This window comes from Novosphingobium sp. EMRT-2 (assembly GCF_005145025.1).
GTDB lineage: Bacteria > Pseudomonadota > Alphaproteobacteria > Sphingomonadales > Sphingomonadaceae > Novosphingobium.
On record NZ_CP039695.1, the window covers coordinates 518,211 to 541,040 of the forward strand.

The 22,830-nt window shown below is 53.0% G+C and carries 30 protein-coding genes; 10 read left to right on the top strand and 20 right to left on the bottom strand.

Annotated features, from left to right (window positions below):
• Positions 1-102: 102 nt before the first annotated feature.
• The gene (gene ahcY, locus FA702_RS02675; RefSeq protein ID WP_136954908.1) at positions 103-1,512 is read right to left on the bottom strand and encodes an adenosylhomocysteinase; all 1,410 of its coding nucleotides are present in this window, start codon (positions 1,510-1,512) and stop codon (positions 103-105) included.
• Between the two features lie 323 nt (positions 1,513-1,835).
• Here ahcY and FA702_RS02680 point away from each other — a divergent pair, with 323 nt between their 5' ends.
• A complete protein-coding gene (locus FA702_RS02680) occupies positions 1,836-2,315 on the top strand; it encodes a peroxiredoxin (protein ID WP_124807457.1) in 480 nt (159 codons plus the stop codon).
• A gap of 51 nt (positions 2,316-2,366) precedes the next feature.
• Here FA702_RS02680 and FA702_RS02685 read toward each other — a convergent pair whose 3' ends face one another.
• From FA702_RS02685 to FA702_RS02745, 13 genes are all read right to left on the bottom strand, one after another.
• The gene (locus tag FA702_RS02685) at positions 2,367-3,086 is read right to left on the bottom strand and encodes a TorF family putative porin (RefSeq protein WP_136954909.1); all 720 of its coding nucleotides are present in this window, start codon (positions 3,084-3,086) and stop codon (positions 2,367-2,369) included.
• Positions 3,086-3,550, bottom strand: coding sequence for a hypothetical protein (locus FA702_RS02690; protein ID WP_136954910.1), 465 nt, complete (start codon positions 3,548-3,550; stop codon positions 3,086-3,088). Before FA702_RS02690 ends, FA702_RS02685 begins: the two co-directional genes overlap by 1 nt.
• A 117-nt stretch (positions 3,551-3,667) precedes the next feature.
• Entirely contained in the window at positions 3,668-4,096 is a 429-nt protein-coding gene (locus tag FA702_RS02695; protein WP_136954911.1) for a PaaI family thioesterase, read from the bottom strand.
• A 34-nt stretch (positions 4,097-4,130) separates the two neighbouring features.
• Positions 4,131-4,742, bottom strand: a complete 612-nt coding sequence (gene folE / locus FA702_RS02700; RefSeq protein ID WP_136954912.1) for a GTP cyclohydrolase I FolE — start codon at positions 4,740-4,742, stop codon at positions 4,131-4,133.
• A 217-nt stretch (positions 4,743-4,959) separates the two neighbouring features.
• Positions 4,960-5,271 (bottom strand): septum formation initiator family protein, encoded by a 312-nt coding sequence (locus FA702_RS02705; protein ID WP_136954913.1) that lies wholly within the window; start codon positions 5,269-5,271, stop codon positions 4,960-4,962.
• Positions 5,272-5,591: 320 nt separating this feature from the next.
• Positions 5,592-5,843, bottom strand: a complete 252-nt coding sequence (infA, locus tag FA702_RS02710; protein WP_136954914.1) for a translation initiation factor IF-1 — start codon at positions 5,841-5,843, stop codon at positions 5,592-5,594.
• 4 nt (positions 5,844-5,847) lie between these two features.
• Positions 5,848-6,054, bottom strand: coding sequence for a cold-shock protein (locus tag FA702_RS02715; protein WP_124807464.1), 207 nt, complete (start codon positions 6,052-6,054; stop codon positions 5,848-5,850).
• 718 nt (positions 6,055-6,772) lie between these two features.
• Positions 6,773-6,964: a hypothetical protein gene (locus FA702_RS02720; protein ID WP_136954915.1), complete on the bottom strand. Its 192-nt coding sequence runs from the start codon at positions 6,962-6,964 to the stop codon at positions 6,773-6,775.
• 57 nt (positions 6,965-7,021) lie between these two features.
• A complete protein-coding gene (locus FA702_RS02725) occupies positions 7,022-7,795 on the bottom strand; it encodes a hypothetical protein (protein WP_136954916.1) in 774 nt (257 codons plus the stop codon).
• A gap of 97 nt (positions 7,796-7,892) precedes the next feature.
• Positions 7,893-8,351: a hypothetical protein gene (locus tag FA702_RS22970; RefSeq protein ID WP_210417577.1), complete on the bottom strand. Its 459-nt coding sequence runs from the start codon at positions 8,349-8,351 to the stop codon at positions 7,893-7,895.
• A gap of 123 nt (positions 8,352-8,474) precedes the next feature.
• On the bottom strand, positions 8,475-8,987 hold the full coding sequence (locus FA702_RS02735; RefSeq protein ID WP_136954917.1) for an HNH endonuclease: 513 nt from the start codon (positions 8,985-8,987) through the stop codon (positions 8,475-8,477).
• A gap of 473 nt (positions 8,988-9,460) precedes the next feature.
• A complete protein-coding gene (locus FA702_RS02740; RefSeq protein WP_210417578.1) occupies positions 9,461-9,925 on the bottom strand; it encodes a hypothetical protein in 465 nt (154 codons plus the stop codon).
• A complete protein-coding gene (locus FA702_RS02745) occupies positions 9,922-12,528 on the bottom strand; it encodes a hypothetical protein (protein ID WP_136954918.1) in 2,607 nt (868 codons plus the stop codon). Before FA702_RS02745 ends, FA702_RS02740 begins: the two co-directional genes overlap by 4 nt.
• A gap of 1,389 nt (positions 12,529-13,917) precedes the next feature.
• Here FA702_RS02745 and FA702_RS02750 point away from each other — a divergent pair.
• From FA702_RS02750 to FA702_RS02760, 3 genes are all read left to right on the top strand, one after another.
• Positions 13,918-14,202, top strand: coding sequence for a hypothetical protein (locus FA702_RS02750; RefSeq protein ID WP_136954919.1), 285 nt, complete (start codon positions 13,918-13,920; stop codon positions 14,200-14,202).
• A 233-nt stretch (positions 14,203-14,435) separates the two neighbouring features.
• A complete protein-coding gene (locus tag FA702_RS02755; RefSeq protein ID WP_136954920.1) occupies positions 14,436-14,933 on the top strand; it encodes a hypothetical protein in 498 nt (165 codons plus the stop codon).
• Positions 14,934-15,031: 98 nt separating this feature from the next.
• Positions 15,032-15,331 (top strand): hypothetical protein, encoded by a 300-nt coding sequence (locus tag FA702_RS02760; protein ID WP_136954921.1) that lies wholly within the window; start codon positions 15,032-15,034, stop codon positions 15,329-15,331.
• Positions 15,332-15,471: 140 nt separating this feature from the next.
• Here FA702_RS02760 and FA702_RS02765 read toward each other — a convergent pair whose 3' ends face one another.
• The 3 genes from FA702_RS02765 to FA702_RS02775 form a co-directional block, all read right to left on the bottom strand.
• Positions 15,472-15,978 carry an HNH endonuclease gene (locus FA702_RS02765; protein WP_136954922.1) on the bottom strand — a complete coding sequence of 169 codons (507 nt, stop codon included), beginning with the start codon at positions 15,976-15,978 and terminating at the stop codon, positions 15,472-15,474.
• A gap of 69 nt (positions 15,979-16,047) precedes the next feature.
• The gene (locus FA702_RS02770; protein ID WP_136954923.1) at positions 16,048-16,482 is read right to left on the bottom strand and encodes a hypothetical protein; all 435 of its coding nucleotides are present in this window, start codon (positions 16,480-16,482) and stop codon (positions 16,048-16,050) included.
• Positions 16,483-16,703: 221 nt separating this feature from the next.
• A complete protein-coding gene (locus FA702_RS02775) occupies positions 16,704-17,510 on the bottom strand; it encodes an NYN domain-containing protein (RefSeq protein ID WP_136954924.1) in 807 nt (268 codons plus the stop codon).
• A 202-nt stretch (positions 17,511-17,712) separates the two neighbouring features.
• Between FA702_RS02775 and FA702_RS02780 the strand changes: the two genes are divergently transcribed.
• Positions 17,713-18,264: a hypothetical protein gene (locus tag FA702_RS02780; protein ID WP_136954925.1), complete on the top strand. Its 552-nt coding sequence runs from the start codon at positions 17,713-17,715 to the stop codon at positions 18,262-18,264.
• A 38-nt stretch (positions 18,265-18,302) separates the two neighbouring features.
• Positions 18,303-18,629, top strand: a complete 327-nt coding sequence (locus tag FA702_RS02785; RefSeq protein WP_136954926.1) for a SprT family zinc-dependent metalloprotease — start codon at positions 18,303-18,305, stop codon at positions 18,627-18,629.
• 8 nt (positions 18,630-18,637) lie between these two features.
• On the opposite strand, the gene FA702_RS02790 is transcribed toward FA702_RS02785, so the two are convergent.
• Both FA702_RS02790 and FA702_RS02795 read right to left on the bottom strand, forming a co-directional pair.
• Positions 18,638-18,862, bottom strand: a complete 225-nt coding sequence (locus tag FA702_RS02790; RefSeq protein WP_136954927.1) for a hypothetical protein — start codon at positions 18,860-18,862, stop codon at positions 18,638-18,640.
• Positions 18,863-19,243: 381 nt separating this feature from the next.
• Positions 19,244-19,693 carry a hypothetical protein gene (locus tag FA702_RS02795; protein ID WP_136954928.1) on the bottom strand — a complete coding sequence of 150 codons (450 nt, stop codon included), beginning with the start codon at positions 19,691-19,693 and terminating at the stop codon, positions 19,244-19,246.
• A 28-nt stretch (positions 19,694-19,721) separates the two neighbouring features.
• Here FA702_RS02795 and FA702_RS02800 point away from each other — a divergent pair, with 28 nt between their 5' ends.
• From FA702_RS02800 to FA702_RS02815, 4 genes are all read left to right on the top strand, one after another.
• Entirely contained in the window at positions 19,722-20,099 is a 378-nt protein-coding gene (locus FA702_RS02800; protein WP_136954929.1) for a hypothetical protein, read from the top strand.
• Positions 20,100-20,394: 295 nt separating this feature from the next.
• Positions 20,395-21,687 (top strand): SGNH/GDSL hydrolase family protein, encoded by a 1,293-nt coding sequence (locus tag FA702_RS22685; protein WP_168195953.1) that lies wholly within the window; start codon positions 20,395-20,397, stop codon positions 21,685-21,687.
• The gene (locus FA702_RS02810) at positions 21,687-21,950 is read left to right on the top strand and encodes a hypothetical protein (RefSeq protein WP_136954930.1); all 264 of its coding nucleotides are present in this window, start codon (positions 21,687-21,689) and stop codon (positions 21,948-21,950) included. The genes FA702_RS22685 and FA702_RS02810 overlap by 1 nt, the downstream gene beginning before the upstream one ends.
• A 59-nt stretch (positions 21,951-22,009) precedes the next feature.
• Positions 22,010-22,483: a hypothetical protein gene (locus tag FA702_RS02815; RefSeq protein WP_136954931.1), complete on the top strand. Its 474-nt coding sequence runs from the start codon at positions 22,010-22,012 to the stop codon at positions 22,481-22,483.
• Positions 22,484-22,544: 61 nt separating this feature from the next.
• Here FA702_RS02815 and FA702_RS02820 read toward each other — a convergent pair whose 3' ends face one another.
• On the bottom strand, positions 22,545-22,799 hold the full coding sequence (locus FA702_RS02820) for a hypothetical protein (RefSeq protein WP_136954932.1): 255 nt from the start codon (positions 22,797-22,799) through the stop codon (positions 22,545-22,547).
• Positions 22,800-22,830: the final 31 nt, after the last annotated feature.

Below are 22,830 nucleotides of genomic sequence, written 5' to 3' on the forward strand. Positions count from 1 at the left end.
CCGGCGACGCCGGAAGGCGGTTCCCACGAAAACGGCCCCCGCAGCCGTGCTGGGGGGCCGTATCGCATTTCCAAATCGCCTGGCCGCCGGAGCGGAGACGCGTCAGTAGCGGTAGTGATCCGGCTTGAACGGCCCTTCCGGCGTCACGCCGATATAGGCCGCCTGCTTGGGCGAAAGCTTCGACAGCTTCACGCCCAGCTTTTCAAGGTGCAGCGCCGCCACCTTTTCGTCGAGGTGCTTGGGCAGCACATAGACGTCGTTCTTGTACTGGTCAGACTTGGTGAACAGCTCGATCTGCGCCAGCGTCTGGTTGGTGAAGCTGGACGACATGACGAAGCTGGGGTGGCCGGTGGCGCAGCCCAGGTTCACGAGGCGGCCCTTGGCCAGCACGATAATCTGCTTGCCATCGGGGAATTCGACCAGGTCGGTACCCGGCTTCACTTCGGTCCACTTGTAGTTCGACAGAGCGGCGATCTGGATCTCGCTGTCGAAGTGGCCGATGTTGCAGACGATCGCCATCGGCTTCATCGCCTTCATGTGCTCGGCGGTGATGACGTCCTCGTTCCCGGTCGCCGTCACGAAGATGTCGCAGCGCGTGACCGCTTCTTCCATGGTGACGACTTCGTAGCCTTCCATCGCCGCCTGCAGCGCGCAGATCGGGTCGATCTCGGTCACCATCACACGCGCGCCGCCCTGGCGCAGCGAGGCGGCCGACCCCTTGCCCACGTCGCCGAAGCCGGCGACGCAGGCGACCTTGCCGGCCAGCATCACGTCGGTGGCGCGGCGGATCGCGTCAACCAGCGATTCCTTGCAACCGTAGAGGTTGTCGAACTTCGACTTGGTCACGCTGTCGTTCACGTTGATCGCGGGGAACGGCAGCTTGCCTTCCTTGGCGATCTGATAAAGGCGGTGGACGCCGGTGGTGGTCTCTTCCGAAACGCCCTTGATGGCCTTCACCGACTGGGTGAGGTAGCCGGGCTTCTTCTTGAGGAACGCGGTCAGCGCGCGGACGAACTCGATTTCCTCGGCGTTCGAAGGCTCGAACAGCTTTTCGCCGGCTTCCACGCGCGCGCCCCACAGCGCGAACATCGTGGCGTCGCCGCCGTCGTCGAGGATCATGTTGGCGGTCTGGTCATCACCCCAGTCGAAGATCGAACCGACGTAGTCCCAGTAATCGGCCAGGCTTTCGCCCTTCACCGCGAACACGGGAATGCCGGCGGCGGCGATCGCGGCGGCGGCGTGGTCCTGCGTCGAGAAGATGTTGCAGGTGGCCCAGCGCACGTCGGCGCCCAGCGCGACGAGCGTCTCAATCAGCACGGCGGTCTGGATCGTCATGTGCAGCGATCCGGTGATCCGCGCGCCCTTGAGCGGCTGCGACGGACCGAATTCCTGGCGCAGCGCCATCAGACCGGGCATTTCGGTTTCGGCGATCGCGATTTCCGCGCGGCCGAAGTCGGCAAGCCCGATATCGGCGATCACATAGTCCTTTTCGGCATCGAGCACGCTGGCCACGAAGCATTCTCCTGGATGAGTTCAAGCCCGCCCGCCGGACCGCACGATAGCGGCCGACAGGTTGGCGGGTCTGGCCACGCCTTAGCCGCTTGCATGAGCGGACGCAATATAAAGGAAACTTTATATGGCTGCATTAACGTCTCGAAAGAACGCACACTCGCAAACCTCGCAGGACAGGGCGGAACGCCCTGCGCTACCGATGAAATTTCTTCCCGGCGCTTGCGCTCCGGTTGCGCCGTCTTGCGGCTGGCCTATATCCTCCCTGCTGTCATAGACCCGGCCGAAAGGTCCGGGCGGCACATCCAGAAGAAAGGATACTGGGGATGACGATTGCGGTTGGAGAAAAGCTGCCCGACGTGAAGCTGGTCAAGGCCACGGCGGAAGGCCCCGAAGCGGTGCAGAGCGCCGACTACTTCAAGGGCAAGAAGGTCGCCCTGTTCTCGGTGCCCGGCGCGTTCACGCCGACCTGTTCGGCCAAGCACCTGCCGGGCTTCGTCGAGAAGGCCGCCGATCTCAAGGCCAAGGGCATCGACGAGATCGCCTGCACGGCGGTCAACGATCCCTTCGTGATGAAGGCATGGGGCGCCGCCAGCGGTTCGCCCGACGTGACCATGCTGGCGGACGGCAATGGCGATTTCGCCAAGGCCGTGGGCCTCACCATGGATGGCTCGGGCTTCGGCCTCGGCACGCGCGGCCAGCGCTTCTCGATGGTGGTGAACGATGGCGTGGTCGAACAGCTCCACGTCGAAGCGCCGGGCGATTTCAAGGTCAGCTCGGCCGAATACATGCTCGAAAACCTCTGAGCGCGTTCCGGCCCTTCCCCGTGCGGGAAGGGCCGGACTCTTCGCCAGCCTTCAGAATGACAGCCGCACGCGCCCGATCACACGGTCGCCCGCGTGCCCGCCCGGCGCTCCGCCCTTCACATCGGTCCCGGTGTAATCCAGCCCGACCAGCAGCGGACCACGCGCATAGTCCGCGCCGATCCGCCAGTCGGTATAGGCCCCGTCCGGTCGCAGCCGCGCCGCACGCGCGGGATCGCGCACGCTGCCCCGCGAATGGCCGAGCGAAGCCGAAAGGCTGAACGGCGTTGCCGGAATGCCCAGCGCGGCATCGCCATAGAGGTACAGGTTGTCGCCGCCGATCGCGCCTTGCCGCGGGGCATAGCGCGCACCTGCCCCCACCCGCGCCGGCCCCAGCGCATAGCTGGCGCCCAGCCCCAGTTCGGCATAGTGCGCCGTATCGGCCGCGCCGGCGAACAGATGACCGGAAACCAGCGCGCTCACGTCGAACAGGCCGATCGTCCAGCGGCGTGCCAGCGTCAGGTCGGCCACGGCATCCGCGCCCAGATGCCGTGCCGCGCCGCGCGTGGCCGCCATGCGCGCGGACAGGTCGAAACCCCCAAGCGAAACCGCCGCGTCTGCCGAAGCGCTGGCCTTGCCCTCGCTCCAGCTCAGCCCGCGACGAACCTCGTCGGTCGTCGCCTCCACGCCAAACGAGGGCATACCCTGTGCCTGCGCGATCGCAGCACCAGCCATGAGGGCCGGCAACGCGAGCATCGTCACGCGGATCACCATCAGCCTTCCCGATGCCCCGCATGCAATCGCTCGGCGTCGGCGATCACCTCCTGCCGATCTTCCTGCGCGGCGGCGAGCATTTCAGCGCGCAACCGGTCGGTGCGCCGCGCGACTTCTCCGGCAATCGCGGATTCCTGGCCCTTGCACCATCCCGCGCGCGTGCCGGTAAGCACACGCGGCCGCTCAAGCTGCCGGCTCGCCAGCGCGCCCGATGGCAGGCGCGCTTCGCGCCGAACGGTGAGATCGACGCTCCAGACACAGCGCAGCGAGGCCATGCGCCCGCCCGGCCCTGGTGCGCCGACCTGGCGCTGCACCGTTTGCGTCACCACTTGATAGCGCGCCTCGACGATGCCACCGCGATGCTCGATGTGTTCGACATGGTCGGGCGCGACCTGCGCCGTTGCCACGGCGGGCGTGGCCAGCCCTGCGCCGGACAACAGCCCGGCAATCCACAATGCCTTCATGGTTCGGTCTCCTGCGTTGCCCCGATCTTGTTTTCCTGCCGGTGACGGAGATGAACCTAGTGCGCGCAGCGCACCTGCAAAGCCCTGGAATTGTAATGTATTTTGTCTGGCTCGCGGCTAACCCGGCAGCGCGTAGGTGACCGTCGCCTGCGCGACCGGATCGTCGGGATCGTTCTGCCAAAGCCGCACGTCGATCGTCGCCAACCGCCGGCCCAGCTTCAGCAGGCGCGCATCCGCGATCACCCGCGCCCGGCGCGCGCCGCGCAGGAACGCGATATTGAGATTGCTGGTAACCGCCATCGCCTGCGGTCCGATGTGGGCGAGCAGGACCGCATAGGCGGCGACGTCCACCAGCGCCATCTGCGTCGGCCCGGACACGAGGTCACCGGGCCGCAGGCTTTCCGGCCCCGGATCGAGGTGCATCCGGGTTAGGCCGGGAGCGATTTCGACAACGACGCCAATCCGCGCCTGGGCTTCCGCAGGAAACGCCTGCCGCAAAAAGGACTGCAGTTCCGGCACGGTCATCACGGGTTGATATTGCGCCATCGACAGCCTCTGATCGGAATGTTCGGGCGCCCGATCAGTAGCCCATCAGGCTCAGCACTTCCTTGCGGCTGCGCGAATCCTCGAGAAAGCAGCCCAGCATCCGGCTGGTGACCATGCCCACGCCCGGCGTGCGCACGCCGCGCCCGGTCATGCAGCCGTGCTGCGCCTCGATCACCACGGCCACGCCCTGCGGATGCAGGTTGTCCCAGATGCATTGTGCCACTTCGGCGGTCAGGCGTTCCTGGATCTGCAGGCGCTGGGCAAAACCGTGCAACACGCGCGCCAGCTTGGAAATGCCCACGACCTTGCGGCTCGGCAGATAGGCGATCGCCGCCTTGCCGGTGATCGGCGCCAGGTGGTGTTCGCAATGCGACTGGAAGGGGATGTCCTTCAGCAGCACGATCTCGTCGTAACCACCCACTTCCTCGAACTGGCGCGTCAGGTGGATGGCCGGATCATCGGCATATCCCTGGCAATATTCGCGCCACGCACGCGCCACGCGCTTGGGCGTATCGAGCAGCCCCTCCCGCGCTGGATCGTCCCCGGTCCAGCGGATCAGCGTGCGGATAGCTTCCTGCACGTCCTGCGGCACCGGCTCCTTGCCGCGCGCCAGGTCTTCGTCGTCAGTGCCGCTCGGGCAAGCCATTTCGTGTTCCCCTGATGCCGGGTTTCGTTTCCGGTCGCTTTGCACGTGGAATTACCCGCCGGGTAGTACCTCGCTATACGAACCGCAATGCCCGCCTGATTTCAGTCCCGCAAGAAACACTTTGCTGCCCTTATGGGCATCGCCGGCTTGCCGGGAGCGCATCGCGCGCTTCGCGCAAAGCGCTGGCAGGCAAACAATTGGCTTGGAAAACCGCGAATTACCGGTTCGGAATGACCAGCTCGTCAGGGTGCGCGACATTGAGATTGCTGCGCAGCAGCTCACCCACCAGATCGGGGTCGGCGTGGCGGGGATCGAGCAGGTTGACGCGGTTGCGCAGATGGTCGCGCTCCGCCGTCAGTTGCGCGACTTCCTTCTGGCGCTGTTCCAGCATCCGCGCGTTCTCGCTCCAGGCGAGCAGGCCGCTTGGCCCGGCCAGCCCCATGGCACCCAGAAACAGCAGCGCCAGCAGCGCCGCCGTCTGGGTCAGGCTTTCCTTGGGCAGTCGCAGAATGTGGCGGCGGCGCTTCATTTTGTCACAGAATCATACTTAACCATTGGATTCAAGCCCTAATCCAATGGATCGGTCTGGCGCGCCGCTATCGGACGCGGCGCCAGCCAGCAAGAGCAGCGGTCAATCGACCATCTGCATGACCGCGGCCTGCAATTCGCGGCGGGTCAGCTGCGGAGACTGGCGGGGGCTGAGTACGAAACCGCGATGGCGGTTACCTGATGGATGCAGGTTGCGCATCCGGGGAAAACTGGAAACGAAACTGGAAAAAAACATGAATACCTTGAATGTGTTATGCAATACGGCGCGTTGGTCGCGCCTTATTATGTGACAGGGTGTTGTTATCGCCGCTTGCGGAACGCGCCGGTGCTTTGCACCTTTTCGCGGAACACGATGCGTCCCTTGGTCAGGTCATAGGGCGTCATTTCGACTTTCACCCGGTCGCCCACGATTGAGCGGATGCGGAATTTCCGCATCTTGCCCGCCGTATAGGCGATGATCCGGTGATCGTTCTCCAGGATGACGCCGAAGCGGCCATCCGGGAGAATTTCGTCGATCTGGCCGTCGAGAGTCAGAAGATCCTCTTTGGCCAAGGGATCAAACCGTTTCCAGGTTGACGGCCGAGGTCTTGCCGCGCCGGTCGGTTTCCAGTTCGTACTTGACGCGCTGATCCTTGTTCAGCGTGGCCATGCCCGAACGCTCGACGGCGCTGATATGGACAAAGTTGTCGGGCGCGCCGTCTTCCGGCGCGATGAACCCGTAACCCTTGTCGGAATTGAAGAACTTGACGGTGCCGATAGGCATGGGGTGTTTCCTTTTCACGAAAACGAAAAACCCACCCGCAACAGCGCGGATGGAGCCGGTAGCGTGACAAAGGAAGGAGAGCCGTAAGCCGGCGTCAAATTCCGTCGAAAGCGACGATAGCAAATGGAACCTAGGGCTTTTGCCGGAAAAAGTCAAGGTTCGCGCTGAAAGTGGTGCGCCCGACAGGATTCGAACCTGTGGCCCCCAGATTAGGAATTGTAAAAAAATCAATGAACACGGGCATTCTTCCGACACACACGACGGACCAAAGCAGGAACATGCAACAAAAAGTGCCCAAATCTTGTCCAACACTTGCCCACCATTTTGACGAGTGATTCGGGCTACTTCGGACGCTCAAGCTGATGGCGATGATGTTTGATGATGTAAACTAAAATCGCAAGCAAATCGTCGCTCGCCTGCCTCTCCCAAAACGGTGGATGACCCGTCACGTAACGACGATTTTTCAACGCTGGCAACGGATAGTGTTGGCCTCTCGCGTGAAGCGTCTCGATAGCCGCCCTTCGCCAAAATCTAATAATCGACTTCCGCTCATGATTGCTCCGAGCGTTGGCAAGATCGTCCCGCAAAAGTGATACAAGCTTACTCATTGGCGATAAATACGTGATGACGAAAGCTGAACAGAAAGCGTTGGAAGCTCGCGCGAAAGAGCTTGGCATAACCGTAACCACATATCTGCATTGTCTCGCTCGGGGCGATTTCACTGATCATTCTGCGCCTGCGCATGATGATCGGGACGATTACGCTGAAGGCGAGTGAAAAACTGGCCAGCAATTTTGAGCATGACGATGGCCGTGATCGTTGTCAGAAGCCAATGCGGTAAGGCGCTGGCGATCATGAAAGCCAAAGTGGCAGCGGACGCGGCAAGCGCGATAGTGATAATGTAGTGCATGATTGTATTTACTGATGATATGAAAATAGGGGCCTATAAGCCCCTATTTTTCAATTATCAGATTGGATCATTTCCGAACGTGATAGTAATCAAAGAAAATTCAATTTCGTCTAGGATGAGATAAACCTTCAAACCCATATTTGGATAATATTTCGCCAACTTGGATTCCGAAGCTGAAATTAATTGGCTTCCAGTTTCGTTCTGGAAATCAGCAATCAAATCACCCTCATGCACATAATGGCGAATCCCTTGCCACTCAAAAGAGCGAGGAACTTCGCCATTTACCCAAAATTGAAAGCGGCCGTTTTTGTGATTGTAAGCGGCTGGGCCATCTTCGCGGTGTCGCTCGTGATTGCGATACCAATAACACCAGCCATCGGAATTGATGATAGCAGGACCATTCTCACAGTGGAGATTGCCATCAATCCACCATTCTTTAGTGCCATCGGCACGCTCAACAGCCGGTCCATCTTCACGATGCCGCTTGCGCTTGAGCCACCATTCTTTATCGCCATTTGATCTTTTGATTGCTGGACCATCTTCGCAATGGTGTTCACCATAGAGATACCATTCTTTAGTGCCATCGGCACGCTCAATAGCTGGACCATCTTCGCGATGTAACTCGCCATTGAACCACCATTCGCTATCACCATCAGACCATTCAACCGCAGGCCCATCCTCACGATGTTTCAGGCCATGGCGATACCATTCTTTCTTTTTACCAGATAGCGACACAACGGCTGGACCATCTTCGCGATGCAGTTTGCCGTCTGCCTTGCGCCGCCATTCCGTTCCACCGTTTTCATTTATAATGCAATTCACATCATCCATCGCAAACCTTTCGTTGTGATGTCGGGATTGACATCAAGTTGGCTTACATCACTGATGCGATAATGAGTCAAGATAATCTTGCATTGAAGGATTATAATCAATTATCCTGATTGAGCTTGAAGACGGCCATCCTATGCGCGGCTTCATCGATATATCGAACACCATCTAAATACCAATGTTTTGCGCCATCTTCCCATTCAACGGCGGGACCATCTTCTCTATGGAGTTTGCCATGTTGATACCAAGACTTACGCCCTTCCCATATCATAGCTGGTCCATTTTCTCTATGGAGTTTGCCATGTTGATACCATTCTTCATCGCCACCAGCCCATTCTACAGCAGGGCCATTTTCCCGATGAAGTTTGCCATGTTGATACCATGCTCTATAACCACTACGCCATTCAACGGCTGGGCCACCTTCACGGTGTAGCTTGCCGCTCATATACCATTCTCTATGACCAAAAGCACTGTCGTTCCGACACCAATATTTGCGGCCATTGGCTCTGGTCGCTATCCCGAACCATTCGTATAACTTTTTACTTAGAAACTTTCTCATCACTTTTTATACCTCTCCTTTTTTGGCTCGATCACAAATTCAATCTTTCCTCAATATTATATATTCCTCGCCATATATTCATCAATATATATTGCGCATCATGACCCCCCATTCAAATTATAATCAATTAAGATGTTTCCAAGTCCGCTCAGAACGAACGGCACGAGCATACCCTATTGTAATTCCATATTCTTTTGCCAAGTCCCGCAAATGCCTTGTATCAGCGTCCCGCAACGCCTTGACCTTTTCAGCGTTGAGCTTTGCTCTGATCGTCCCATGCCGATGCCTGTCCAAAGAGTTCTCACTGGACGTTCCCCACGCCAAATTCTGCGGAACGTTGTGAGCAGGATTGCCGTCCAGATGTCTGCACACCAGACCTTCAGGACGTTCCGAAATGAAAACTTCAGCGACCAATGCATGAACAAACGTCGGTCTAGGCTCAACGCTGTCAGGCTGATAGAGCGTAACCTTTTGGTGACCTGTCTTGTTCGTCACCGTCTGTTTCAATATTCTTGGTTTCGAGCATCGTTGAGACAGGACACGCCCGCAATTTGACACCGCATAATCTGGAAATTCAGGGATGGTCCGAAATTCTTCAACCACGCCAATCGCACTCATCGTGAATTCTATCTTCATTTTCAATCTCCTTTATCAAAGGCTTTCCGCCCTGAATATTTAGGAGATTGTCTCGAAAATCGGCCAATAAGGCTCAAAAAACGCGATTTTTATAACCAGAAACCAGCGGGGATGAGGATGGAGCCGAACATTAGCGTGAATAGGGCCGCATCCTGCTTATCCAGAGCGTATGCATGTATTTGATGGAAGCTTGGCTTGGGACCGTTGAAAACGGCGATGTCGCGATCATGGTTGGTTAGGCGTGGCTGGGCAGACGGGAATTGATCGATGTCGAGCGGACCAATTGACAGATATAATGTCTCGTTCTCGTGCTGGATGGTGCTGGTTAGATCGGTGCCGAAGTCTGGAAATGGGAATGCGCGCATGAGCTATTTAACGCGGAAACAAAAAAGGGACGCTAATCCGCCCCTTTTTCGATAATACTCGTCAAATTGTATGAATTCATATTACTAATAGTCCTCAACCATTAGTATTTATGCAAGTTGGCGCACAACCTGCGCAAACCATTCCATTTCTGAAAAATATCGAACACCATCCAGCCACCATTGATGGAATCCGTCGATATCTTCAACCGCTGGCCCATTCGCACGATGCTTCTTGCCATGGCGATACCACCACTGCTTGCCGCTTTTATGTTCGACAGCAGGCCCATCTTCGCGATGTAACTCGCCATTGAACCACCATTCGCTATCACCATCAGACCATTCAACCGCAGGCCCATCCTCACGATGTTTCAGGCCATGGCGATACCATTCTTTCCGCCCATCGCAGAGGATATACGCTGGAGCGCCAACACGATGTGGCTCCCCATCATAAAACCAATATTCTTCATCTTCCAATAATATCGCAGGCCCATTCCGCCGATGTAGCTCGCCGTTGCGATACCAACGCTTTCCGCCGCGTTCGGTCTCTTCATATCTATATCTGTATTTCCTCATTTCTTCCTCCGATTCTTTTGCTGAATATTTTTTCTCCCTTGTTCAGTCACAATCGGAGACAAAGAATATCGCAGGAAAACCAACGAACGGGACCGCTCCAAGCGTTGGTAAAGCTGATGGTTGATGATCAGCCGATGAATTGATTTTCCATCACTGCGAAAGCCAAGGTTTCTGCCAAAGCTTTGGTTCATTTCGTCGATATGCGTGGTCAACACCATATCCGCTCTACCGCATAGAGCGTTGAGCATTTCACAAGCCGCATATTGCTCTGGAGCCATCAGGCCCACAATCTGCAATACATCATGACCAATGAAAGCGTTCGATCCCTTCGCTTTTGCATGGGTCCAGACGCCATCCACATCAGCCGCCTTGTTCGTGATCACCATGAGATTCTGATTTTTGCTGATCTCTTCTAGTGCGATGTCGGCAAAATTGCGGGATGTCAGCCGATCAATCGTTGTGGTCGGCACGCGGTCTCGGATCAGATTGGCGGACGTGAACTCCAGAAAATTGAAATTCAGTCGCGATCTCGCAACCAGCGTCGGCTTTATCTCTGTTGTGAGAACGACGATCTTGCCGAAATCGTTGAGCCATTCACGATCTTGAACAAACCACGTCTGGTTAGCCGCATCCCCGTATATGTCGTGGCCATTTTCGCGCGCGTCATACTCGCAATTGTTCTTTGCTTGGACGGTCTGCCAGACGCCACGCTCCTTGACCAATGTCTCGCATTGCTCGAAAGTCAGTTTTCCGCCTGTCTTGAGCCGAATTTTCGAGAATAGCTGGAGCCGACTGCACAACGGCAAATCACACCGAAAATCAGCATGACTTTCGTATGCATCCGCAACGGCCTTTTCGTTCTCGATGGCGACCAACAAGATATCTTCCACGCTGATTTCGTCATGCACCAGCGTTTCAATCACTGGCTCGCCCAAAAATCGGCGGGCATCTGAATATGTCCAGTTGTGCGCGACCGCGTGAACCGTGAAAATGATCAGCGGCTTACCGCTCGCCAATTCGTTTTTTTGATTTTCAAAATGACCGATGATGGCCCGATGTGCCTCGGGCTGGACCTTCGCAATCCCGTCCATCCTGTTGTATGCGCCCGCCTTGATTAGCTCCCCTTGGCTGATCGTCGCCAAGCCGTTCGCGCCACAAAAATTCTGATAAACGCGGGTGGCCGATTCAACGAACAGGATGTTGAACTGATCGCCTGCCAGCGCCCTGAATTCCTCGCACTTTTCCCGCGCCGTATCGTAGCTGGAAAACGCGAACATCACCCCGCCCTGTTGCTTGCGGATGATCGCGGAAAACAACGAGCGGGATTTGCTGATGCCCTCGGGCGCAACAATCCAATGGTGCCCCTCCCCTTTGCCTGTTGTCTGGAGAACACGGGACATCACGGCCCCCATGACCGTAGTTGCGCGGCTCTTGTCCCTCACCCTCCGCTCAAACAGGAATTCGATATCGCTTTGCGCCAGTGCTTCCGCGCAGAACTCGCCCAATGCCTTCGGTAGCGCCTTGCCGCTGATCTCAGCGCCCTTACCCAAGGCCAGCACCGTTCTATGATCGTGGCTCATCACGCTTGAAGCGTTCACATCAGCGGGGCCATTGCGAAATCTGGCCTCAAACTGGCCATTGCGCGCCGTGATCGAAACTAGTTCGGGATAGCTGCCTTTTGGAAAATATTGGCGCAGACGGGCCTTGAGGCGAGCCTCTTGCTGCGCTGTCAGGCTGGTGACCACTGGCGCTGCGATCTTGCGGGCCGAAAAACGCGCAGATTGCGTGAAATCTTCAACGCGGAAAATGGATGTCGGCTCTGGCGATATCGCCCTGCCCGTAAGATGCTCGAAAACGACTGACTGGCGAACATCCACGCCTTCAGGCACACCAAGAAAATGGTCCTTGCCCGCCGATCTCAAGGCATTCGGAACACGGCGAAGCTGATCGGGTGTCCTCAACGCCCTGTCTGGCACGGCTACAAAGCCAGAATTTACCACCAGCGAATTTGAAAAATCTTCGGCCAAGCGATCCCAAGCCGATGCAAAACCAACCCTGATGTCACTCGCCTCTGAAACGAAATTGGCCAGCAAATCCGTCTTGAACAGAAAATGATAATGAAACGATTTGTGCGCGCTATAGACAACCGTTGCCCCGATCAGGTCATAATATTTCTGTCGTAGTCCTGTCAGAAATTGGCCAAAGATTGAATCTGACGGCTTTTTCTTGGACCGAAACCAACCAATCTGAAAATCAAAAAATTCTCGCGTTCGGTCTGCACCATCTGCATCGGTTGCGCCGTCAAATTCGATGGTGAGGACAACGTGACCGCCAAGCGCCACCCTATCTTTCGGATGATTGAATGCGGGATCGTCCTTTTCGACGATCTTCAACGCATTCGAGAAAAACTGATAATCCGCTGGCGATGATGAGCCATCAGCTATCGATTTTGCGTTGGTATGTGACCTTGGATGCGATCTTTCTGCCAGAAATGGTATGAATGATCCTGCCTCAAGGTTATGGATGTCATTGTTGAGAAAACTGAAAATCTGCGAACTATCATTCCGATTCAATATTCCAAACTTCGATGTGAACTTATACATTCTGTTCCTTCTATACGTTCCCTCAAGGTTTTGCGGGCGGCTTGGGTGAAGGAACAGTAACCCAAAACTCACGGCCAGCTACTTCCGAAGCGCCGCCCACATGCTATTTATACCGAACGCCGAATATGCGCGCAATATTCTTTTTCGGCCAGATGTGTAATCAACCGATGATGAATGAGATATTGACGGGAGCCACTGGCGTTCGCTATCGCTCTCACCAGCGGTCCCTCTCATTTCGTTTTTGGCGTGGCCCACCACTTCAAAAACTCATTCGAGTTGATTTTATAAGTGAATAGGCCCAACCTTCATCACGAATGAAGTGCTTGGTTTTGCAAGTGATTGAATTTATTGGATAGAGGGGAAAATTTCCCCTCTGTAGAACTCATCATATATACTTATATAGTGAAGCCTACAGGGGGGAAATTGATGTGTATCCAGAACACATCCATCCCCCTCATTCGTGATGAAGGTTGGGCCTTCCCCATTCCATTTTTCAATAATGCAAATGAGATTTCGAGCGAATCCCATTCGCGTGGAAATCGAAATGCGCTGGATCAGCGCGAAGATTTTGCGAAGCGAAATCTGCAAGCTGGCTCCACTCGATATCTCATGCATGATCGTTTTGGCCAAAGGTGCTGATTGAGATATTGAATGAGATATTGACAGGAGCCAACCCAACTCGCTACCGCTCGTTGCGCTGGTCCTACTCATTTCGATTTTGAGCGGGCAGGCCACTCAAAATCTCATTCGTTTTATTGAAAAACGAAATAGGCCCAACCTGCTGAATAGCCAATATTTCGTGATTTATAGAAATAAGTCATTGATTTCATTAAATAGAGGGGAAAATTTCCCCTCTGTAGAACTCATCATATATACTTATATAGTGAAGCCTACAGGGGGGAAATTGATGTGTCTCCGAACACATCCATATCCCTCATTCGTGATGAAGGTTGGGCCTTCCCCATTCCATTTTTCAATAATGCAAATGAGATTTCGAGCGAATCCCATTCGCGTGGAAATCGAAATGCGCTGGATCAGCGCGAAGATTTTGCGAAGCGAAATCTGCAAGCTGGCTCCACTCGATATCTCATGCATGATCGTTTTGGCCAAAGGTGCTGATTGAGATATTGAATGAGATATTGACAGGAGCCAACCCAACTCGCTACCGCTCGTTGCGCTGGTCCTACTCATTTCGATTTTGAGCGGGCAGGCCACTCAAAATCTCATTCGTTTTATTGAAAAACGAAATAGGCCCAACCTGCTGAATAGCCAATATTTCGTGATTTATAGAAATAAGTCATTGATTTCATTAAATAGAGGGGAATTTTTCCCCTCGATAAGCTTCATCATATATACTTATATAGTGTAACTTATCGGGGGGAAATTGATGTGTCTCCGAACACATCCATATCCCTCATTCGTGATGAAGGTTGGGCCTTCCCCATTCCATTTTTCAATAATGCAAATGAGATTTCGAGCGAATCCCATTCGCGTGGAAATCGAAATGCGCTGGATCAGCGCGAAGATTTTGCGAAGCGAAATCTGCAAGCTGGCTCCACTCGATATCTCATGCATGATCCACAAAAGATCATTGGTCAAAATATCTCCAAAAACAGAAAAAGCGGCAACCGAAGTCACCGCTTTTCCGATTTAGATGGTCATTTTCTTATGTAATTCTATTTAGAAACAATCACACTAAACCATCCCCAAACATAATCAGGGCGGACAATCATCAGATCATCCGCCCCAAGGTATCGATATAAGGAGAGTGAGAAACCATAAAGAGCACCCATTGGTTTCTCAATTCTATTTATACATGATGGGTGGAATGGCGTGCAATATTCTTTTTTGATGATGGTGAAGATTGTTTGCGTCAATGATATAGTGTATCATTGCTAAATATTCTTATGGATGAGGCCGACAGAAAAAAGCATAGCGAAATAATGAAATCCACGTTGGCAAAGCGAAATGCCAATCTCGCTGCCGATGTGGGCAAGCGCCTTCAAACCAAGAACGCTTTGGGCCAGTTTGAGACCGTCCATCCGCCAGAAGTTTGGGATGAGATATTGTCCCGTGCCGCCGCTGGCCAGACTCCCAAGACGATCACCGATGAAATGGGCCTGAGCCATGGCGCGATATGGTCCAAAATCTACGCTGATCCCGAATTCACTGAACGGTTCTACAACGCTTTGAATCACGGGATGTTAGGTGTGGCGCTGGAGACCATCGATATCGCGGACGGCGGCGAGCTATCGTCTGGCGACTATCACCGCGACAAGCTCATGATCTCAACTCGCCAATGGGTAGCCGAACGTCTCAACAAGCGTCTAGCCAACCGTCCCACCATCGAAGCGCAGCAAGTGGTCATCAACCTGCCCGACGATTGGAAAGACGTGCAATTTTGACAAGATTGTGCCCAAATCATGTGTCCAACCATGCATATTCTGTTTGAAATCAACGTGATTCCCAAGATTACAAATCGTAAGTGCGGATTTTGGGGGGGATGATGGCGCGGCACGATCTCACTCATCTGGTTGATGAAGCCGTTGAGGCTCTGGTCACGGTTAGGGCATCGTTCGGGGATCATCGCTGCGGATTTTCCGATATCAACGGTCTGGTGCCGTTGTGCCCGAATGCTGGTCTGGATCAGGCTGCATACGATAAGCTGGCCATGGATGCCGACGATGTGTTGAAAGAGGCTCAACGCCTGTCTGCGGCCATTCTGGAGGCACATCGTTTGCTTGCCGCCCTTGGGGTAGAGGCTCGGGCCGCTTTGGACACCCTGAAGGCCAAGGTTCGCTGAAATAGCCCTAAAATGATGAATTTAGCGATGTGGCCACATCATTTATCGTTTTCAAAATGGGATGTGCATAATTTAGCGCAATTTATGTCAACTGCTGCATAGAAACTCAATATAGAACGTTATCTGAAATGAATGTTCAATCAGTTATCGTTGCCCTCACTGAGCGGATATGATTTATCAATATATCCACGCTTTATTGTTTTGCGAACAGTAATTTTCCAGTCCTGATGCGAATTTGGATTATCGTTTGTGGCCTCTTTGAACCATTTCACTCCTTTCCACCACAATGGTGCTTGAGATACTTTCTCCAAGAAATGGAGCCTCTGCATCAAATCGATATGCAGATTTCGTTGAGAAATTAGATAGTTTTTAAAATGACCATGAGTATCTTCAATATCTTTTTCGGTGACGCAAGTTTTCAACTGCCTTCGGTATTTCCTACGATATCTGCCAATCAAAAGTTCAGCTTTCTCGGGAACGCTAAAGACTAAACTTGCGCCAGCCAATCTATTGCAAGTTGCACATGCAGATACCAACCAATCTCCATCGTACGACCTATGCAATCTCAAATAGCTATTAGGTATTACATGATCTCTTTCCAGATCGATATGCGTTCCACAATATACACAATGATTATCATACTTCATGACTCACTTGTAATATGAGTCGCACATCATCCGCATTATTTTTGTATAATATTACCACGCCAATATTATTCATATTGCACGATAGGCCGTTACCATTCCTGCCACGCTGAAAGCCAAGCTGGCGACCACAACGATGATGGCTATGGTCTGAAAGCGACCATGAAGCTTCATCGCATGGCTCGGTGAAAGCCCATCTTCAACAGCCGCTCGGGCGTTGGCATAGTTCAATTGTGAGAAATAGCCGATGATGAAGGTGGCAGCGTTCAACAGGGCCGCGACACCGAACAGCACAATGGCTCTGGCAAAGTCGGTCTGGCCCTTGGTCATGATGGCAATCAGAGCCGTGGCAGCGCCACCGTTCACCAGCAACAGCGATTTGATGGCCTCAAGGGCCGTGGTGATCGCAAGGGCGTAATGTGCGTCGCTACCGTTCTCGCTCATGCGTCGATTTTGGCCGATCTCAAGCGAACTGGCAACCTTGCCAACGCCCTTCCTCGCCACCATCTCGACACCCTCAACAGCGAGGATACGGCCATGCCTAGAGAAAAGAGGACTCTGCGGACACAGAACGGCGTTACCCTGACAGAAGTCACAATGCGCGGCCAAGGCGGCATCGCGGATGTGGCATATCACGTTGCAACTCGACACTCACCTGAAACGTGGAACTTCGATAATCTCCCCGAAGCTGAAGCAAAATGGCTTTCAGCGGCACGGTCATCAAAGCCCTAAACCATGATATCCTTGTAACTATCTGGCAAATTGAAGCCATAAACATCGGCACAATAATTTGCCATACAGTTTATGTTTGCGCCACTTATTTGAACATACAAATTTATATTCCTAATATCTTGGAACACCAAGCAATGTTCGTTAGAGTTTTTGTAGTAAAATACCGCACCAACTGTTGAATTTCTGTCCATAACCAGCATATTGTCTATCGAAAAATTTAATTTGTTAGCTAGGGTAGCGCGAGGGATATCGTTGAAATAAACATTATCTTCCACCAAATATTGAATAATCTCCGCTATATGCAAGGGCGTCCGTGAATCTGCGGCATTTACGAGATTTGAGTTTGTATCCTCTGGTGGATACATCAAATGAGTGAACATTCCCTCGCGCACCAGCGCGTCAAGGAGAGGTTTGAAATCGAGATCGCTGGCGATAAATGTCGCTCTCTGCATATTTCTGCGGAATGTATGAGTAAGCATATCAACCGCAATCATTACATCTACTTCTTTTTGTTGAACCTGCTTGCGCCTAACTCGACTATCACCTTCATAAACATGATAGGCATCGAGGGAGGCGATGTGATTATGGAGGTCACGACGCTCTTTCGTGCGAGCTAGATAGTCTTCGTCACTCTCGCCAAATTTTATAGCGGGAATGGCATCATAATAGAATGCTTTCGCATGACCCATACGAAGCCTGTCATAGTCAATTTTGATCGGATTGCCGCCGAAGTATCTCTCGGAAATGTTCTTGAGGGTAGCTCGCAAGCAACCGCCATCGATGAACAGGTATCGCGTGTCCATATTCCCTCGCTGTCACCCCAAGGCTGATGCCTATCATTTCAAACTATTAGGCCGCTGGCGGCACATCAACCAGCGTCTTACCGCGCATCCAGCCAAATGAACCCCAAGTTGTGCATAACCCGCCTGCCAAGCTACAGGCACCATGGAAAATGGATCGCGGCGGAATTAGCTTTGCGCGGCATTTCAGAGGGTATGAGCGCAGATGGCCGAACCGCAACCCAAGCATGGCATCAAGGGAAAAGCTACCTTCGTGATCACCGTGACATCGGGCATTTTGGGCGTCATTGTCAGTAACAGCCCAAAGGATGTTTCCCAGCGCTTGAGTGACTGGCTTGCCGTCTCTGTCCCCGTTCTCAGCATGATTTTCCGACCAATCGTAGCCATCCTTTCCAATTCGATCACGATTGCCGTGTTCTTTTTTGTCGCTGGAAGCTATGTCGGATGGAAATGGAAATCCGCTGATGGAGAAGAAATTGATATAAAGCGCTATACCAATCTAGGATATAGAATGAAATCATTGGCTGAGGAAATGCACTATTACCAAGACAAGCACAATTTGAATGCTGAAATTGAGGTTATCAAAGCAGAAGCCAATAAACTCGGACTCGACTTCCCTACGATGGATCGCGGATTCAATTCGGGAGATAGCCTCAAACCCTACCTAAAAAGGGTATCGGCTCACTTACTTTCCCGCCAAATCCCTGAGGCCAAGAATGCGGCTGATCAACTGGCCAAAGCTCCATTCAACGGATAGTCGGGCATCATCCCCATGCGCGCCCACTAAATATCTTCATGAACCACCGCGTATCGGGATTGCCTAACTCTGTCCGAGTTGGCTTACAGAATTATCGGCTCATCGTCACCGACGATCTTGAGCAATTAGGCCGCACATGGCCAGACAAGCGAACGATCACGATCAGGGCCGATCAGCCCGAGCGGCATGATGCCGTTGATACGGTCATCCATGAACTCATTCACGCTTGTTTCTTCGCGTTCAACCTTCCCGATGAGGACCACAAAGAGGAAACTGTGGCCTCGCTCGGAACGGCGCTAACCACAGTTTTCCGCGACAATCCCGCTTTGCTAGGCTGGATCGTCAAGAACGTGAAAGATCGCTGATTGACCAGCTATTTGCCCTCAATCATCGCGAAAATGGCTTCTGGAGCCTCATCCACGACAACCCTTCCATTCTCATGAGACGGCTCGAACCATATGATGGTTCCGCCATTTTTACTTAATTCCATCGAACTGACTTGATCCATATTCACATGGATTATGCCGCCGCCAGTTTTTTTGATCAGCTTTACCCAATTTTTCGGCATAGTGTCCTCCATATCGACATCCAAGATCACTATTGATGATCCTGACTGATGAAATTTTCAAGTGGAATTTCAATCACAGTCGATGATTAGTGCATTGATTTGTTTAGATATTATAATTTCCACAAGGAACATTCGAGTCAACCGCTTGCATATCGACATCTGGCGCTCATTATCCCGCTCGGCACAACACCAAGGCGAAAGGAAATGACTATGATTACATTGATGGAATGCAATCTCGGGGCGAGTGGCGATTTAGTATATGTGAGCTTATCGCAAGTTATATATGCAAGACCCAAGAATAAAGGAACCGTCATTCATTTAGTCGGTGGCGAAACACTATACGTCGAAAATTTCGATATCGATATGCTTCATATACTACGCAAGGACGAACAAGGCCAAGGCTCTAGCGGATCACAACAAATCGGTTAGATCAATCTCGCTCATCTCCCCTCGCCCGACATACAAAGTCTTTTCACCCATCCTCATTGCCACATATCCAGCGCAACGGGGATGGGCGAAATTCCGCACATCATCAACCACAACCTCTATTCCGACGCTTTCACACATCCGATCAGCAAGAGCGTTGAACGAGAATGCGCCAAAGCAATCCCGCCATTCTCCGAGCCTAACGCTATCTAACTTGGCCACATCAGCGTCATAGAGAATGATCCGATAATCGGCGGGCAGACGAACGCTCTGGCCATCAACCTTCACAATCACCGATGGCCCTTTGAAATTGTCGATAAACATGATCTCGAACATTCTGAAATCGAGCATTTCAGGATCAAGGATCAGACAATAAGAGATTTCATCAATTGGCTTTGCTTCACCATTTTCATCAATGTGCTTGAGCATACCCATATTTACGCGATTCTATGTAAATATGAGCATGAATTTCGACATCATCGCTTTAGGATCATTCGCAGCGGCCATTACAGCTATCGCCACAATTTCATTTGCCGTTTTCAGGCTGATGTTCAATTCCCACACGCGGAATGCCGACGTAGCGAAGGCAAAGCAGGATGCGGATAATCAGGCCAGATTTCAGGCGCTAGATGATCGCGTGCGAGATTCAGAGAACGCAATAACCAGATTGAACACCACGCATGAAAGCCATCGTGACAGCCTTGATGATACCGTGAAGCGGATCATCAGAATCGAGATTATTCAGGAACAAATCACGAATAGCTTGAACAAGATGGAAGCCAAGCTCGATAATCAAAACGATCAGTTGTTAGAATTGGTGAGAATATTGAAATCCAAATAAATATTGGATGAGATATACATCAAGACGATTATTACCGACTGGTCCGACTGGCCCTCAAGGGCCTCAAGGCCCCGCTGGCCCTCAAGGACCGCAGGGACCGCAAGGCGCTGCTGGACCGCAAGGGCCGAAGGGCGACGCGGGAGCAACTGGACCAACTGGTCCCAAAGGCGACACTGGAGCGCAGGGACCGACTGGAGCGACTGGCCCCAAAGGCGATACGGGAGCCACTGGACCGACTGGACCGCAGCCGACAATCGACTATTCGCAAATGTTCTCGTCCATGCCCGTGGGGGCCGTGATCGGGGACAGCATCACCAAGCCAGACTACACGAATAGCGATCAGGTAACGCCAACCACTGCGACAAGCTGGAACAAATCGAGCAACGGTTTCATGGCTTGGGCGCTCGCGCTTTCGGGCCAACGGGTTGAAGTTCCAGCCAACACCAATGTGTGGTCATTTCCGGGCAAAACCGCAGATTACATCTACAGCTATCTAGACACCTTTATTTCTGGCTTACCCAAAATTCCGGGCTTTGTGGTGATCGAATGCGGCACAAACTCGGTCACCACGGGTGCAACATATTCCCAGATAACCGCAAAATGGCTCCAGATGATTCAATATCTCGTGGCCCGCGACATCCGCGTAATTTTCGTGCCGATCCTGCCACGCAACGCCACTGATTTTCCGCAGACCAAGGCGGACATAGCCATTCGCTGCAACCAATGGTTGTGGGAGATATCGAGAAAATACGGCGGCAAGGTCGCAGTAGCCGACTGTTTGCGCCCGCTCGCCCTCACCTCTTCGACGCTCTACGAACCGATATCCAGCCCCGCAATTATGTGGGACAGCCCGCTAACCCATCCGAACACCTTGGGCGCATACTATATCGGCAAGGCCATCGCCGTGATTTTGAATCAATGGTATCCGCCAGTTGATTTGCTGCCGCTCACCTCGATCAGCTACGATGCGACGAACAGCCCCTACGCCAATTTGATCTCAACGAGTATGATGACCAGCGGGCAGGCTGCAACGGCCCCCGTGACGGGCACGCGGCCAGTTTCTTGGCCAGCCTCGCAAGCTCCATCCTCGGGCCTTACGGTTGCATCGTCGCTCGTAACATCCGCCTACGACAACATGCCGATGACGCAAATGGTGCTTGGAGGATCGTATACGACCAGCGGCATATCTGTTCCGAACACATCAGTTTATGCTCGTTACCAATACAACATCAGCGCGGGCGACGCAAAATTGGTCAATATCCAAGCGGGTGAAACGTTAGATTGTCTTTGCGCGCTTGAGATTGATACTGGCAACAACATCATTCAATGTCCGCAGCTTGAATGGCGTTGGGACGGCAACACCAATCAGTGCAGCGATATGCGCCATGCCGCGACATCCCAAGGCGATTTGCCTGCGAATGAGCCTATCCGCGCGGTTCTCCGAACACCACCGCACACATTCACATCCTCTCCCGCCGACGTAATGCAAGTGAACCTCACCGCATTTTTGAAGAGCGTGACGGGGACATATAGCCCATCAGCAACAATTCGATGGGGTAGGCCGATCATCCGCCGACTTCCAAGCTGATGAAGAACCTTCTGCCCCTGATCCTGATCACTGGCGCGGGGATGGTCTCAACAGCCATCCTCGCAACCCTCATATACATCGTATGGCTCGGCGGTTGGTCACCAGCGGTTGAAGCCGCACACCTTAACGTCCTCGGGACGATCTCAACAGGCTGCTTGATCATGATCGGCGGGACCATGATCGGGCTATTGCTGGCGGGGCCTGTGTCCAAAATTCAGGCGAAAATTGGTGATAATGAGATTAGCGTTGATGATGACGATTGACATAATGAAATTTTAATATCAGACCTCCATTCAATGATTAGCGGAATGGAGAATATCTCATGAGCCTGTTTTCAGAATTTCTCATCAAGAATCCCGAAGATGCTTGGAAAAAGGCGGGCAAGCCGAAGGTTGACCTTGTGGCTGAAGGTCGCAAGAAGCTGATCGCGAACATTCAGGAAGCCGCAAAGCAATTCAAGGCAGGCGAAACGGCTCCGAAGCGCGGCCTCTACAAGATCAAAGGCGATCTCGCGCAGGTGACCTTGAAGGCTGGCCGCCGCATCATTCAAGTCGAAGGCAATGACCGCAGCGTTGTTCCCGTCGCCAAGCTCGCTGACTTTTTCGCGCTGCTGATCAAGGCAACCGAAGCCAGCACGTTCGATCACAATTTTGGCGAAGGCTCTGACGCTCTGGTGGCCATCGCCACTGGCAAGCCGATGCGCAAGAAGCCTGTCTTGACCGAAGAGGCCAAGGCCGCTCGTTCGGCCAAGATGAAAGAAGCGTGGGCCAAGCGAAAGGCCGCAAAAGCGGCCTAAACTCCCAACCATCATTCAAAAATAAAGGGCGGTTCTCCCGCCCTTTTTTGTGCCCGAATGATCAGTTTTCAGACCAGATTAAAGGGCATTCATCGTATTGATTGGCCGACAGGCTCTTATGCACCTTCCGCCTGCCAGTGAAATAGGTGCATTCAAACTTGGCTTCCGATGGCGGAATATATCCGAAACCCTCAGTCTCGGGAATGTATTCCTCCCCGATCAACAGACGACGCCCTGAAGCCATCAAAGCAACATCGAACGCGGCAATGATTGCCACGACAAATAAGATCGTCGTTATCGGATTTCGTTTGATCACTCGGATTTCCCCTGCCCATCCAAGACCTTGC